Origin of the sequence: Amycolatopsis sp. NPDC005961, from assembly GCF_040629235.1 — a bacterium.
In the GTDB taxonomy this organism is placed as follows: Bacteria; Actinomycetota; Actinomycetes; order Mycobacteriales; family Pseudonocardiaceae; genus Amycolatopsis; species Amycolatopsis camponoti.
In genome coordinates, this window is sequence record NZ_JBEXVF010000001.1 from 201022 (window position 1) to 215225 (window position 14204).

The 14204-nt window shown below is 72.6% G+C and carries 13 protein-coding genes; 2 read left to right on the top strand and 11 right to left on the bottom strand.

Annotation, left to right across the window (positions count from 1 at the left end; genetic code table 11):
• Positions 1-2: 2 nt before the first annotated feature.
• The 11 genes from mraY to ABZ342_RS01035 all read right to left on the bottom strand — a co-directional run bounded on the left by mraY (position 3) and on the right by ABZ342_RS01035 (position 11372).
• Positions 3-1085 carry a phospho-N-acetylmuramoyl-pentapeptide-transferase gene (gene mraY, locus ABZ342_RS00985; protein WP_155546014.1) on the bottom strand — a complete coding sequence of 361 codons (1083 nt, stop codon included), beginning with the start codon at positions 1083-1085 and terminating at the stop codon, positions 3-5.
• A complete protein-coding gene (murF, locus tag ABZ342_RS00990) occupies positions 1082-2584 on the bottom strand; it encodes a UDP-N-acetylmuramoyl-tripeptide--D-alanyl-D-alanine ligase (RefSeq protein ID WP_360468049.1) in 1503 nt (500 codons plus the stop codon). The genes mraY and murF overlap by 4 nt, the downstream gene beginning before the upstream one ends.
• Positions 2581-4125: a UDP-N-acetylmuramoyl-L-alanyl-D-glutamate--2,6-diaminopimelate ligase gene (locus tag ABZ342_RS00995; protein ID WP_360468145.1), complete on the bottom strand. Its 1545-nt coding sequence runs from the start codon at positions 4123-4125 to the stop codon at positions 2581-2583. Before ABZ342_RS00995 ends, murF begins: the two co-directional genes overlap by 4 nt.
• A 236-nt stretch (positions 4126-4361) precedes the next feature.
• Positions 4362-6281 carry a penicillin-binding protein 2 gene (locus tag ABZ342_RS01000; RefSeq protein WP_360468050.1) on the bottom strand — a complete coding sequence of 640 codons (1920 nt, stop codon included), beginning with the start codon at positions 6279-6281 and terminating at the stop codon, positions 4362-4364.
• The gene (locus tag ABZ342_RS01005; RefSeq protein ID WP_155546011.1) at positions 6281-7021 is read right to left on the bottom strand and encodes a hypothetical protein; all 741 of its coding nucleotides are present in this window, start codon (positions 7019-7021) and stop codon (positions 6281-6283) included. The genes ABZ342_RS01000 and ABZ342_RS01005 overlap by 1 nt, the downstream gene beginning before the upstream one ends.
• Complete coding sequence (gene rsmH / locus ABZ342_RS01010; protein ID WP_360468051.1) at positions 7018-7971, bottom strand: 16S rRNA (cytosine(1402)-N(4))-methyltransferase RsmH; 954 nt, start codon at positions 7969-7971, stop codon at positions 7018-7020. The genes ABZ342_RS01005 and rsmH overlap by 4 nt, the downstream gene beginning before the upstream one ends.
• Before the next feature lie 212 nt (positions 7972-8183).
• Complete coding sequence (mraZ, locus tag ABZ342_RS01015; RefSeq protein WP_155546009.1) at positions 8184-8615, bottom strand: division/cell wall cluster transcriptional repressor MraZ; 432 nt, start codon at positions 8613-8615, stop codon at positions 8184-8186.
• 554 nt (positions 8616-9169) lie between these two features.
• On the bottom strand, positions 9170-9910 hold the full coding sequence (locus ABZ342_RS01020) for an ESX secretion-associated protein EspG (protein WP_360468052.1): 741 nt from the start codon (positions 9908-9910) through the stop codon (positions 9170-9172).
• Positions 9907-10464 carry a PPE domain-containing protein gene (locus tag ABZ342_RS01025; RefSeq protein ID WP_360468053.1) on the bottom strand — a complete coding sequence of 186 codons (558 nt, stop codon included), beginning with the start codon at positions 10462-10464 and terminating at the stop codon, positions 9907-9909. Before ABZ342_RS01025 ends, ABZ342_RS01020 begins: the two co-directional genes overlap by 4 nt.
• Before the next feature lie 16 nt (positions 10465-10480).
• The gene (locus ABZ342_RS01030; RefSeq protein WP_230862759.1) at positions 10481-11032 is read right to left on the bottom strand and encodes a DUF3558 domain-containing protein; all 552 of its coding nucleotides are present in this window, start codon (positions 11030-11032) and stop codon (positions 10481-10483) included.
• Complete coding sequence (locus ABZ342_RS01035) at positions 11025-11372, bottom strand: hypothetical protein (RefSeq protein ID WP_155546006.1); 348 nt, start codon at positions 11370-11372, stop codon at positions 11025-11027. Before ABZ342_RS01035 ends, ABZ342_RS01030 begins: the two co-directional genes overlap by 8 nt.
• Positions 11373-11679: 307 nt before the next feature.
• Between ABZ342_RS01035 and ABZ342_RS01040 the strand changes: the two genes are divergently transcribed.
• Both ABZ342_RS01040 and ABZ342_RS01045 read left to right on the top strand, forming a co-directional pair.
• Positions 11680-12768, top strand: coding sequence for a MoxR family ATPase (locus tag ABZ342_RS01040; RefSeq protein WP_360468054.1), 1089 nt, complete (start codon positions 11680-11682; stop codon positions 12766-12768).
• 106 nt (positions 12769-12874) lie between these two features.
• Positions 12875-14149 carry a DUF58 domain-containing protein gene (locus ABZ342_RS01045; RefSeq protein WP_360468055.1) on the top strand — a complete coding sequence of 425 codons (1275 nt, stop codon included), beginning with the start codon at positions 12875-12877 and terminating at the stop codon, positions 14147-14149.
• Positions 14150-14204 lie beyond the last annotated feature (55 nt).

Here is a 14204-nt window from a genome sequence, read left to right on the forward strand (position 1 = left end):
GGTCAGCCTCCGAAGCCCAGCTGCTCGCTGTAGAACAGGCCGAGCCCGAACATGCAGCAGATCGCGGACAGCAGCCAGAACCGGATGATCACCGTGGTTTCGGCCCACCCGGCGAGCTCGAAGTGGTGGTGGAACGGCGCCATCCGGAACAGCCTTCGCCGGGTCGTCCGGAACACCGCGATCTGCGCGACCACCGAGATCATCTCGACCATGAACAGGCCGCCGATGACGATGGCGAGCAGCTCGGTGCGGGTGGTCATGGACAGCCCGGCGACCAGGCCGCCGAGGGCCAGCGAGCCGGTGTCGCCCATGAAGATCTTCGCCGGGGCCGCGTTCCACCACAGGAACCCGACGCAGGCGCCGGCGGCCGCGGCGGCGACCACCGCCAGGTCGAGCGGGTCGCGGACGTCGTAGCAGGCGGGCGCCGGTCCGTTGGCGCAGTTCAGCCGCTCCTGCCAGAACGCGATCACGACGTAGGTCGCGAGCACCATCGCCGCCGAGCCGCCGGCCAGGCCGTCGAGACCGTCGGTGAAGTTCACCGCGTTCGACCAGCCGGAGATCACGATGTAGCAGAAGATCACGAAGATCACCGAGGGGAAGGTGATCAGCGCGAGGTCGCGGACGTAGGAAAGGCTTTCCGACGCCGGCGTGATGCCGCGCGAGTCCGCGAAGTTCAGCGCCAGGACCGCGAAGGCGATGGTGACCACCAGCTGGCCGACCAGCTTCGCGGTCTTGTTCAGCCCGAGGTTGCGCTGCTTGCGGATCTTGATGAAGTCGTCGAGGAACCCGACGATCCCCAGGCCCACCGCGAGCATCAGCACGAGCAGCCCGGAGGCCGTCGGCGCGCCGCTGCGGGAGTTGAACATCCAGTTGATCAAGTGCGCGGCGAAGTACCCGACGACCATCGCGATGATGATCGCGACGCCACCCATCGTCGGCGTACCGCGCTTGGACTTGTGTCCCTGCGGGCCTTCCTCACGGATCTCCTGGCCGAAGCCCTGCCGGGAGAACACCCGGATCAGGTAGGGCGTGAGCAGGATGGAGATCAGCAGGCCCGCCCCGGCCGCGATCAGGATGCTGATCACGCGTCACCACCGTTCGAGCGATTCTCGGAGTTGTCGGTTTCCCGCGGTTCGAGCAGGGCTTCGGCGACCCGCCAGAGGCCGGCGGCCTTGGAGGCTTTCACCAGCACTGCGTCCCCCGGGCGGAGCTGATCATGCAGCAGGGCGATCGCGGCCTCGACGTCGGGTACCAGAGTCGATTCCTCGCCCCAGGAGCCTTCCTGGTGCGCGCCCTGGTGCATCGCCGCCGCCTCGGGGCCGATCACGACGAGCTTGGCGATGTTGAGCCGGACGACCAGGCGGCCGATCTCGTCGTGCGCGGTGACCGCGTCCGCGCCGAGCTCGCCCATCACGCCGAGCACGGCCCAGGACCGGCGGCCGGACTCCCGCGTCATCGCCGCGAGGGCCTTCAGGCCGGCCCGCATCGACTCGGGGTTGGCGTTGAAGGAGTCGTTGAGGATCGTGACGCCGTCGGCGCGGGTGACGACCTCCATGCGCCGCGCCGAGCGCCGTTCGAGGTTCGACAGCCCGGTGGCGATCTCGGCCGGGGTCGAGCCCAGCTCGAGGGCGACGGCCGCGGCCGACAGCGCGTTGCCGACGTGGTGCTCGCCGTGCAGCGGCAGCGTGACGTCGGCTTCGCCGGCCGGCGTGACCAGCCGGAAGGAGGCGCGGGCTTCGTCGTCGAGGGTGATGTTCTCCGCGCGGACCTGCGCCGAGGCGCTTTCGCCGACGAACACGACGCGGGCCTTGGTGCGGCTGGCCATGGCGGCGACCAGCGGGTCGTCGAGGTTGAGGATCGCGACGCCGTCCTCGGGCAGGGCCTCGACCAGCTCGCCCTTGGTCTTCGCGATGCCTTCGCGCGAGCCGAACTCGCCGACGTGCGCGGTGCCGACGTTGAGCACCACGCCGATCTTCGGCGGCGCGATCTCGGCGAGGTGGGCGATGTGCCCCGGCCCGCGCGCGGACAGCTCCAGCACCAGGTGCCGGGTCCGCGCGTCGGCCCGCAGGGCGGTCCAGGGGTGGCCCAGCTCGTTGTTGAACGACCCGGGCGGCGCGACCGTCGGGCCGAGCGGCTCGAGCAGCTGCGCGATGACGTCCTTCGTGGACGTCTTGCCGGACGAGCCGGTGACGCCGACGACGGTCAGGGTGCCCTCGGAGAGGCGCTGCACGACGAACCGGGCGAGCTTGGCGAGGGCGGCGAGCACCGCGGCGCCGGAGCCGTCCGTGTCGCCGGTCAGCGCGACCGACCGCTCGTGGGCCTCGCCCGGGGCCAGGGGCGGGACGACGATCGCGGGCGCGTCCACTTCGCGAGCGGCCAGCACGGCCACGGCACCGGCCTCGACGGCCTGCGCGGCGAAGTCGTGGCCGTCGACCTTCTCCCCCGGCAGGGCGACGAACAGGCCGCCGGGCGTGAGCTTCCGGGTGTCGAACTCCACGCTGCCGGTCACCTGCGTGCCCGGGTCGGCGCGGTGCAGCCGGCCGCCGACGACGTCGGCGATCTCGGCCAGGCTGAGCACGATCACACACTCACCTCGAGTTTGTTGCGGATGGCCGCGGCCAGCTCGTCGCGGTCGGAGAACGGGTGCACGACGCCGCCGGCCTCCTGGCCGGACTCGTGCCCCTTGCCGGCGAGGAAGACGATGTCGCCCGGCCCGGCGAGCGCGACGGCGTGCTCGATGGCTTCGCGGCGGTCGCCGATTTCGACGATCTCGCCGCCTTCGGCGGGCCCGACGGCGCGGGCGCCGGCGAGCATCGCGGCACGGATCGCCGCGGGGTCTTCGGAGCGCGGGTTGTCGTCGGTGACGATCAGGACCTCGCTGCGGCGGGCCGCCGCCTCGCCCATCATCGGGCGCTTGGCGGTGTCGCGGTCGCCGCCGCAGCCGAGCACGGTGATGATCCGGCCTTCGGTGCGCGCCCGGAGCGCGTCCAGGCCCTGGGCGACCGCGGCCGGCTTGTGGGCGTAGTCGACGACGGCGGTGAACTCCTGGCCGACGTAGACGCGTTCCATCCGGCCCGGCACCTGCACCTGGGCGAGCCCGGCGACGATGTGCTCGAGGCCCACCCCGGCCGTGCTGAGGATCGCGGCGGCGAGCACGGCGTTGGCGACGTTGAACTCGCCGGGCAGCGGGATCCGCGCGGGCGCGCTGAGGCCGTCCGGGCCGTGCAGGGTGAACGTCTGCTCGCCGTGCGGGGTGGCCTGCAGGTCGGTGGCCTTCCACGTCGCGTCGGTACCGGGGTCGGTGGTCACCGTGACCGTCTGCGGCGTGAGCAGGGCCTGGCCCCAGGCACTGTCGACCACGACGACCTCGGTGGTCGAGCGGCCGTCGAACAGCAGTGACTTCGCGGCGAAGTACTCCTGCATGTCCTTGTGGAAGTCCAGGTGGTCCTGGGAGAGGTTGGTGAAGGCGCCGACCGCGAACCGGGTGCCGTTGGCGCGGCCCAGCGCGAGCGCGTGGCTGGAGACCTCCATCGGCACGTGCGTGACGCCGCGCTCCAGCATCACCGCGAGCAGCGCCTGCAGGTCCGGCGCCTCCGGCGTGGTGAACCCGCTGACCAGCCGCTCGCCGGCGATCCGGGTCTCGACGGTGCCGATCAGGCCGGTGGTCAGGCCGGCCGCCTGCAGGCCGGCGTCGACCAGGTAGGACGTCGTGGTCTTGCCGGACGTGCCGGTGACGCCGAGGACGGCCAGCCGCAGCGACGGCTCCCCGTAGATCCAGGCGGCGATCTCGCCGAGGGCGGCGCGCGGGTCGGCGTGCACGAGGATCGGGACGCCGGCGTCGCGCAGCGCGGGGCGCTCGGCCCCGTCGGCGTCGGTGAGGACCGCGACGGCGCCCGCGGCGATCGCCTGGTCGCTGAAGTCGGCCCCGTGGGCCCGCGCCCCGGGCAGGGCGGCGAAGAGGTCGCCGGGCAGCACGTGCTGCGCGCGCAGGGTGGTGCCGGTGACGGTGAGCTCGGCGGCGTCGGGACGGTCGGCGATCAGCCGCGCGTCCGCCCTGGCGAGGAGGGTCGCCAGCGGGACCGGGTCGATGCGCGCCGGGCGCGGCGGCGCGGGGACCGCTTTCACCGGGCTTTCCGGCACCTGGGAACTGGACGATGACACGGACACGGCCAAGAGGCTACCGGCGGGCGTTCGGGGGGCCCGCACGCGGTACGGCGATTGCGCGCGGCTGAGGCAGATGTGCTAGACGGCGGCCCGCACCCCGTTGCGCCGCAACACTTTCCCCGGCGCTCGGGACCGATGTGGACGTTGGACGCGGAAAAGCCCCCTCACGCAGGTGAGGGGGCCTTCACGGACTGTGCCTACGGCACGATGAGCGGGACCTCCGGCGACGGCCCGTCCGACAGCGGGATCTGGTACCGCTGCGTCAGGTACGAGGCGATGCTGTGGAACAGCGGCGCCGCGGAGTGTCCCACCGGCAGCGTCGTGTCGGGGGCGTCCAGCCGGATGCCGACCACGAACCTCGGGTGGTCCGCGGGCAGGATGCCGGCGAAGGTGATGTTGTAGAGGTGGTCGCTGTAGCCCTTGTTCCGCGGGTCGATCTGCTGGCCGGTGCCGGTCTTGCCGGAGACCTGGTAGCCCTCGACCGCCGCCGTCGGCGCGGTGCCCTTCTGCAGGCCCTTGCCGTTCTGCGCGACCGCGCGCATCATGTCGCGCACCGTCTTCGCCGTCTGCGGGGGCACCACCTGCACCGTCTTCGGCGCCGGCTCGGGCACCGTCGTGCCGTCCGGGTTCACCTTCGCCTTGACGATCCGGGGTTCGACGCGCAGGCCATCGTTCGCGATCGTCTGGTACAGCCCGGCCATCTGCAGCACGGTCATCGACAGGCCCTGCCCGATCGGCAGGTTGCCGAAGGTCGTCGCCGACCACTGGCTGCGCGGCGGCACCAGGCCCGCGCTCTCACCGGGCAGGCCGACGCCGGTGCGCTGGCCGAGGCCGAACTTCTTGAGCAGGTCGAGGTAGCGGTCCTCACCGATCTTCTGCGCCAGCAGCAGCGTGCCGATGTTGGACGACTTGGCGAAGATCCCGGTGGTGGTGAACGTCTGCGTCCCGTGCGTCCAGGCGTCGTGCACGGTCTTGTCGGCGACCTGCAGCTGGCCGGGCACCTGGACGGTCGACTCCGGGGTCGCGATGCCGTAGTCGATCGCCCCGGTGGCGGTGACGATCTTGTTGACCGAACCCGGTTCGAACGGCGTGGTGACCGCGGGGTTGGCCAGGTCGTCGGCCGTCCAGGTGGACTGGTCGTTGGGGTCGAACGACGTGTTGTTGGCCAGCGCGTAGACCTCGCCGGTCTTGGCGTCCATGACGACCGCCTGGCCGCCCTTGGCGTGCGACTGCTGGACGTAGTCCGAAAGCTGGCGCTGCACCTCGTACTGCAGGTCGGAGTCGATGGTCAGCTCGAGGTCCGACCCCGGCACGGCGGCCTGCAGATCGCGCTCGGTACCCGGGATGACGACGTTGTCGCTGCCGTTCTTGGTGTTGACCAGCATCCGGCCCGGGGTGCCCGCCAGGTCGTTGTCGCGGAGCTGCTCCAGCCCGACCAGGCCGTGCAGGTTGTGCTTGGACACGTCCGGGTCGTCGGAGCGCCAGTTCGCGGCGCCGACGATGTTGGACGCGAGGCTGCCGCCCGGGTACTCGCGCAGGGCGCGCTTCTCGACGCCGATCCACGCGAACTTCTTGACGATGTCGGCGGCGACCGACGGCTCGACGTTGTGCTCGAGGTAGGTGAAGGACGCCGGCTTGTGGAACAGGTCCAGCAGCTGCTGCTCGGTGAGCGTCGGCACCTTGGTGGCGATGTACTTGGCGGCCGCGGCGGTCTCGGCGTCGAACGTCTTCTTCGTGCCGGGGTTCTTGGCGGCGAAGTCGTCCATGCTCTTGTGCAGCGCCTTGAGGTTCACCGACAGCGAGCGCACCTCGACGCTGAACGCCAGCTTGGCACCGTTGCGGTCCACAATGGACCCGCGCTGGGCGGGGATGTCGATGGTCTGGGCGCGCTGCTTCTCGGCCGCGGCCGAGAGCGCCGCGGCGTCGAACCACTGCACCTGCACCAGTTTCACGCCGGCGACGAGCAGCAGGGCGACCAGGATGAGGCGCACGGCGGAGAACCGGCTGCGGTTCCCGCCGTTGCCCCGGCGCGCGGTCGCGCTGCGCGTCCCGGCGGCGTAGGTCCGCCGCGCGCTCCCGGTGGTGCGCGCGCGGGCCTGTCCCCGGCTCGAAGCCATCACTGGCCGCCTCCGGGCTGCGCCGGCGGCGCGGGCTGCTCGTCGGCGGGCACGGCGGGCTGGTCGCCCTCGATCGGCACACCCTGCTGCGACTGCGTGCCCGCCGCGGGCGCGGCCGGTGGCGCGACGGGCACCGCCGGCGCGTCCGCCTTGGCCTTCTTGGGCTCGCCGACGAGCGAGGTCTTCCCGTCCGGGCCCACGAGGATCCGCGCCGGGTCGCCGCCCGGCACCATGCCCAGCTGCTGGGCCGCGGGGGCCAGCGACGCGGGCGACTCGGCCTTCGCGACGTCGCGCTGCAGCTGTTCCTTCGTCTCGGCCAGGTTCGAGTTGGTCGTGCGCAGCTGCTCGAGCCGGTAGGAGTCGGCGATCGCCTGCGTGGTCAGCCACAGCGTGGTCGCCACGCCGGCGGCCAGCAGCGCCATCATCAGCAGCACGAACGACGCGCGCGACTTCGGCAGCCGCAGCTTGAGCCGGACCGTGGACTCGCGAGCCTCGCCCGGCTCGGCGGTCTTCGGCGCGGGCCGCGGCTCGCGCTCCTTGAGCAGGTCGGCTCGCTGGGCACGGCGCGCGTAGGCACGCTCGGCCGCGGACGTGCGGCCTCGCGACGCGCGGCGCGGCGCGGCCTTGCCCGGCTCGGTGGTCTGCGGGTCCGGCTCGACAGTGGTCGAGGTGCGGGCGGCCTCGCTGCGGCCCCGCGTCGCCGGCGCGGCCGGGCGGCGGGACTTCGCGGGAGCGGTCATCGCGGCTCTCCGATCCTCTCTGCGGCCCGCAACCGCACCGAAGCGGCGCGCGGGTTTCGTTCGGTCTCCTCTTCGCCGGCCTTTTCGGCGCCCCGGGTCAGCAGCTTCAGCTCCGGTCCGTGTCCCGGCAGCTCGACCGGAAGTCCCTCCGGGGTGCGGGACTTCGCGAGCTCGGCCAGCGCCTGCTTGACCAGCCGGTCTTCCAGGGACTGGTAGGACTCGACGACGATCCGCCCGCCCACGGCGAGCGCGCCCAGCGCGGCGGGCATGGCCCGGCGGAGCACCTCCAGCTCGCCGTTGACCTCGATCCGCAGCGCCTGGAACGTCCGCTTGGCCGGGTGCCCGCCGGTCCGCCTGCTGGCCGCCGGGACGGCGTCGTAAAGCAGCTCGACCAGGCGGCCGCTCATGGTGAACGGCTCCTTCTCGCGGGCGTTCACGACGGACCGGACGATCCGCTGCGCGAACCGCTCCTCGCCGTAGTCCCGCAGGATCCGGATCAGCTCGCCGGGCGCGTAGGTGTTGAGGACGTCGGCGGCGGTGAACCCGGTGGTCGGGTCCATCCGCATGTCGAGCGGCGCGTCCTTCGAGTAGGCGAAGCCGCGCTCGGCGCGGTCCAGCTGCATCGAGGAGACGCCGAGGTCGAACAGGATGCCGTCGGCCTTGGCGATCTTCAGCCCGGCGAGGGCTTCGGGGAGTCCGTCGTAGACGGTGTGCACGAGGTGGACGCGGTCGCCGTGGCGGGCGAGGCGTTCGCCGGACTTCTCCAGCGCGGCCGGATCCCGGTCGAGCGCGACGAGGCGCATGCGCGGGAAGGAGTCGAGGAGGGCGTCGGAGTGGCCGCCGAGGCCCACGGTCGCGTCCACGAGGACGCCGTCGCGCTCGGCGAACACGGGAGTGAACAGCTCGACGATGCGGTCGAGCAGCACCGGGACGTGCTCGGGTGCCGTCATGTTCCCTCCCCCTTTCTCGCCTGGTCGGCCCGGGGGAAATATGGCGGATGCCGTCAGGTCCCTGTCCGCCCGCTGCCGACCTGGTACCGGGGAAGGTGCACCAGGGCTGTTGAGCGGACAGAGGCCTCACGGCATCCGGGTGGGCGTCTCCCACGGCGCGGGCGGCGAACCTCTTCGTCCCCCGACGACGAAGGTGCACCGCGACCGCACGCCTAGAAGACGCCCGGCAGTACTTCCTCTCGAGCCTTCGCGTAGCTGTCTTCGTGTTCTTCCAGGTAGCCCTGCCACGCTTGGGCGTCCCAGATCTCGAGCCTGGTGATCGCCCCGATCACCACGCAGTCCTTGCTGAGCCCCGCGTAGCGGCGGAGCTCGGACGCGATGCTGATGCGCCCCTGGCCGTCCGGTCGTTGCTCGTCCGTGCCCGCGAACAGGTAGCGCTGGTAGGCCCGGACCGCCTCGTTGGTGAACGGGGCGTCGGCGACCTTGCGCGCCATCTGCTCGAACTCGGCACGGGGGAAGATGAAGAGGCAGTGATCCTGCCCCTTGGTGACCATCAGCCCACCCGCCAAGGCGTCACGGAACTTCGCGGGCAGCGCGAGCCGCCCTTTGTCGTCCAGTTTCGGGGTGTGGGTGCCGAGGAACACGGCCTCCACCTCCCTACCGCGACCGGTGGCGGACCACTGACTGCGGCTACGGGGCTTCCCTTCCGCCCCACTGGCCACCACCGTACCCCACTTTTCACCACAGTCAACGCGTGAAACCGGCGACTCACTCCGTCGAGTGCTTTGTTTGCGCAGGTCAGCAGGGTGGGGGCCGGTGGGGGGTGCGGTGGGGCACGGTGGCCAAGATCCCCCGCGCCGGGGGCCGGAGCAACCTCAGCTGTACCCCATGCGTCCGCATAACGGCCGCGAAAGAACCCACAGGCTGTTCCGTGGGGCCGGGTGGGGAGCCCGGGTGGGGCCCGGTGGGGGCAAGAGGTGGGGCCCAGTGGGGACCCCCACGTGATCAGCCGGGCATCACGCGTGACCCAGCAGGCATCACCCGTGATCCGGAGGTCGACACGCGTGATCCGAGGGTCGACACGGCACCGCCGCAGTGTGTCGACCCCGCAATCACGCGTGATGCCCCTCCAGTCACGCGTGATGCCTCTTCAATCACGCGTGATGCCTCACTGGACACGCGTGATGCCCCCGCGGGCTCAGTCCTCGGCGGTGAGGAGGGAGGCGATGCGGGACGCGAGCCGGGCGCTGTCGACCGGGGTCACGTTCACCCACTCCTGCCCACCCCGCCCCGGCGTCTTCGTCGCGCAGTACGCCCCGACGTCCGTGTCGAACCACGTCAGCCCGCCCACCCGGGACACCCGGCCCGACGCCGCCCGCCGGCTCACGCTGAACTGTCCCGCCGCGTACACCGGCCGGGCCTGGATCGCCAGGACCTCCTGCTGCTGCGCGGAAGCGGAAGCCGAGCCCGAAGCCGAAGCCGGGCCGGAAGCCTCCGCGAGCGCCGACGCCGCGAGGTTGACGCCGTAGCCCGGCCCCGCCGTCAACTCCGGCAACACGTCGACGAGCGCCGTGCACAGCTCGCCCGAGCCGATCGAGTCCAGGCCGATCGTCTGCTCCGGCTGGGTCGCCAGCACGCCGCGGCGGCCGCGGGTCGCCGTCACCGCGCGGAACGGGGCCGGTGCCGTCATGTCCGCCAGCGCCTCGCACGCCACGAACACCTCGCCGCCCGCCAGCAGGTCCAGGCGCGCGGCCAGTTCCGGTGCCAGTGAGCCGTCGTACAGCCCGCGCTCGGCGAGGTTCTCGTACACCGCCTTCCGCACCTCGGCGCGTTCCTCGTCGGTCCCGCCGACGCTGCGGACCGTCAGCGGCTCCGGTGGGCGGTCGTGGCCGAGGTCGGTCCAGAGGATGTCGAACGCCGACGCCGAGACGCGGATCAAGCCGGCCCCAGCGTGGGCGGGTCCGCGAACGTCTCGGCCGGCACGTGGCCGCGCAGGGCCGTGTCGCGGGTCCGCAGCACGTCGATCGCCTTCTGCCGCGCGGCTTCCGCCTCGGCGCGGCGGGCCGCCATCTCGTCGGCCAGCCCGGCCAGGACGAGCACGTTCCCGGACGAGGCGGCGTCGCGGATCATCGACGCCGGGTCGTAGGCCACCGGCGGCGGCATGTCCGCGCGGGCCCGCGCGGCCGCGTCCGCCTGCGCGCCGACCGCGCCGCCCACCGACGCCGAGACGGCGGCCGAGTGCGAAAGCCACCGGGCGGCCCGGCTCACGGCCTCACGCGCGGCGTCCCCCGCGGCGCCGCGCCAGTTCTCCTGCGAGGACGCGATCAGCCCGGCGAGGTCGGCGGTCGACTCGTGCAGCCGTTTCGCCAGCCCCTCCCAGCGCGCGGCCGCCTCGCCCGCGGCGACCGGGTCGTTGTCCCGCTCGACCTCCGCGGCCATCGCCTCGTGGCTGTAGGCCTCGTACCTCGCGGCGGGCACAGGGGGTTCGGACACGGCGCACCTCCCGGGTTCAGGGCAGCTTGGGCTCGACCAGCCCGGCCACCGTGCCCGCGCGGCGGCACGCGAGCGGGGTGTCCGAGAAGCCGGTGTTGCTGACGTCGATCTGGACGCTGGCGGCGTCGCCCACCCCGAGCAGCACGGCGCAGGTGCCGTCGGCGGCCTTCTTGTCCGCGACCTGCAGCGCCGGGTGGGTGCCGACCTTGGTCTTCGTGGCCGTCTTCTTCGCGACCTCGAGGTCGGCCAGGCCGTCGGTCTCGCTCAGGGTCACGGTGACGCCGAAGGTGCCGGGCACCGTCCAGTCGCACGCGCGGGCGCCGGCGATCTCCTTGGGCTTGCCCAGGACGCTCACCCCCGCGGTCGAGCGGTCCTGCGGGTCCAGCAGCGTGCAGGGATCGATCGCGGCGAGGCCGGTCCACGCGACGACGGGCGGCTTCCCGGCCGTCGCGGAGGCAAGGGCCGAAGCGTGCCCGGCGGCGGCCGGCTCGGCGGCTCGCTGCTGCCCACATCCGGCGACCAGTACGAGAAAGACGGGTACCCACAGCAGTCGCATCCGGTCAGCCACCCGTGCAGTCCACCCCTTCGGCCGCCTGCTCGTCGGCGTGCTGGTACTTCGCCAGCGCCGTGCCGATCCGGTGCTTCAACGTCTCGAGCTCCTTGCCGAACGCGGTCAGCTGCTGCACGGCCGAGCCGCGCCCGCCGATGCCGTACTCGGCCATGAACTTGCCGATCTCCCCCGCGTACCCGCCGCCGAGCGGCACGGTCCGGCCGAGCACCTTCGCCTCGCGGACCATCTCGCCGACGACGTCCTGCAGGGCGCCGATCTTCGCGTAGGCATCCGTCGCCAGCTCGGGCGCGACCGCGAACCCGCGGACGTCGTACGACTGCTGCCGCACCTCGCTCATGAGCGGTTACGCCTCTCTGTAGCCGGGCGAACTCGTATCGGAGCATAGAACAGAGCGGGGTGTCAGCGGGAGCGCCCAGAATCGGGTGACAACACACCCGTTCGGGGTATCGTCGCTGCTTGCGCAGTGTCATCAACCGACGTGCCGGGCGTGATGCCCCGGGCTTCGCGGGGTTCCGCCCCCAGGTTCGCCCGGGTTTGACACACTGGATGGAAGGCTGGTCGCTGCGCGCGGACAGCAGCGATGGGGGCCGTTCGGGCCCGGCGGTGCGCACAGTGCGCGCGGCCATGCGCCACCAGGAGGTCGAGTGACGTCGAGAATCCAGTCTGCGGCGCCCGGATCGGGCGAGCAGGCATCCGGACGGCCGCCTTACCCGGCGGAGTCCACGGGTAACGGCCGGGCCTCCGGCCGTCCCGCGAGAGTGTCGCTGGACGAACTGCACGAAACCGCGCGGCGCATCGCCGCGAACGTGGAGCGCGTGCTGGTCGGCAAGCCCGACGTCATCCGGATCGCGCTGGTCACGCTGCTCGCCGAAGGCCACCTCCTGGTCGAGGACGTGCCCGGCGTCGGCAAGACGTCGCTGGCCAAGGCCCTCGCCCGGTCGATCGACTGCACCGTCAGCCGCATCCAGTTCACCCCGGACCTGCTGCCGAGCGACGTCACCGGCGTCTCCATCTACAACCGGCAGAGCGGCGGGTTCGAGTTCCGGCCCGGCCCGGTGTTCGCGAACATCGTGGTCGGCGACGAGATCAACCGCGCCTCGCCGAAGACGCAGTCGGCGCTGCTGGAGTGCATGGAAGAGCACCAGGTCACCGTCGACACCTCGACGTACTACCTCGACGAGCCGTTCATGGTGATCGCCACCCAGAACCCGATCGAGATGGAAGGCACCTACGCGCTGCCGGAAGCCCAGCGCGACCGGTTCACCGCGCGGGTCTCCATCGGCTACCCCGACCAGCAGGCCGAGCTGGCCATGGTCGACGAGCACGCCGGGCACAACCCGATGGACGACCTGCAGCCGGTTTCCGACGGCGAGACCGTGCACCGGCTGATCGAGACGGTCCGCGGCGTGCACATGGCGCCGGAAGTCCGCCGCTACGCCGTCGACGTCGTCTCGGCCACCCGCCAGGTCCCGGAGATCCGGCTCGGCGCGTCCCCGCGCGCGACGCTGCACCTCGTCCGCGCGGCGCGGGCGCAGGCGGCGCTTTCGGGCCGCGACTACGTCGTGCCGGACGACCTGCACACGGTCGCCGTGCCGGTGCTGGCGCACCGCCTGGTGCTGACCACCGAGGCCCACGCGGCGCGCCGGTCGGCGACCGACGTCGTGCGGGCGGTGCTGCACCGGGTGCCGGTGCCGCAGGGCTCCCGGCCCGGTGCAAATCCGACCCAAAAGTAGGCCGGCCCCGGAGCGGAACTTGTCCATCGCCGCAAAAGCCATCCGGCCGTGACTGTGGTCGGATTGGCACCAACTGCACAGTAAACCGCGAACGGGAGAGAACGACGTGCTGCGTGCCCTGTCCGGCTTGACCACTCGCGGCCGCTGCCTGCTGGCCGCGGGGCTGGCGGCCGCGGTGTGCTCGTTCGTGCTCAACGAACGCGACCTGCTGCGGGTCGCCGTCTTCGTGGTGGCGCTGCCGTTGCTGGTCGCCGTGTTCATCTCGGCGACCCGGCTGCGCATCGGCGCCACCCGCGCGCTGCACCCCCAGCGGGTCGCGGTCGGCGGCGCCGGCGAGGTGCAGCTGGAACTGTGGCGCAGCGGGCGGCTGCCGGCCGGCGAGATCCTCCTCGAGGACGGCGTGCCGTACGCGCTGGGTTCGCGGCCGCGGTTCGTCGTCGAACGCCTCCCGCACGACCGGCGGGTCGCGCTGCGCTACCCGCTGCAGCCGGTGCTGCGCGGGATCCAGCAGGTCGGACCGCTGCGCGCGACCATCACCGACCCGTTCGGGCTGTGCGAGTTCGAGCGCGAGCTGATCGGGCACTCGCGGCTGGTCGTGGTGCCCCGGGTGGTCCCGCTGTGGGGCCTGCCGAGCGGCGCGGGCATCGGCGTCGGCGACGACGGCACGGTCCGGCTGCACGCCGGGCAGGGCGAGGCCGACGTGATCGTCCGCCAGTACCGCCAGGGCGACGACCTGCGCAAGGTCCACTGGCGCTCGACGGCCCGCCGCGACGAGATCATGGTGCGCGTCGAGGAACGGCCGTGGCGCGGCGGCACGACGGTGCTGCTCGACCACCGCGCGGCCGCCCACCACGGCAGCGGCCCGGCCGCCAGCCTGGAGTGGGCGGTGTCCTTCGCCGCGTCGGCCGCGCTGCACCTGCGCCGGGCCGGGCACCGCGTCCGCCTGGTCAGCGAGCACGGCGTGACGCTCGCCGACACCCCCGGCGACGGCGGCGACCACTACGACCACGTGGTGCTCGACGCGCTGGCGGCGCTGCAGCCCGCCCACCAGCGCGACATCACGCTGGCCAGCGACCCGGCCGACGGCCAGGAGCTGATCGCGGTGCTCGGCACGGTCAGCACGGAGGCGGTGCACGAGCTGGCCCAGTTCCGCCCGCGCGGGATCCGCAGCCTGGCTGTCCTGCTCGACACGCCCACGTGGTCGGCCGGGGTGACCGCGCCGGAGCAGAGGGCGGCGGCCACGGAGGACTCGGCGGCGTTGCTGCGCGCGTCCGGCTGGGGCGTGGTGATCGCCGGGCCGGGTTCGCCGATGCCCCAGGTGTGGGCGGAGCTGTGCCGCAGCGGCGCCCGCCGCGGCACGCTGATCGGCGGTCCGCGATGAGCACCGACCCGCGGCTCACGAACCCGCGCGACCACCATCCCGCGACGAACCCCTC

Excerpts from the sequence above, each read along its gene's own strand:
- rsmH (WP_360468051.1), bottom strand. The coding sequence starts at position 7,971 with ATGACGGCACCCGAGCACGTCCCGGTGCTGCTCGACCGCATCGTCGAG.
- ABZ342_RS01005 (WP_155546011.1), bottom strand. The coding sequence starts at position 7,021 with ATGACCGCTCCCGCGAAGTCCCGCCGCCCGGCCGCGCCGGCGACGCGG.
- ABZ342_RS01000 (WP_360468050.1), bottom strand. The coding sequence starts at position 6,281 with ATGGCTTCGAGCCGGGGACAGGCCCGCGCGCGCACCACCGGGAGCGCG.
- ABZ342_RS01035 (WP_155546006.1), bottom strand. The coding sequence starts at position 11,372 with ATGAGCGAGGTGCGGCAGCAGTCGTACGACGTCCGCGGGTTCGCGGTC.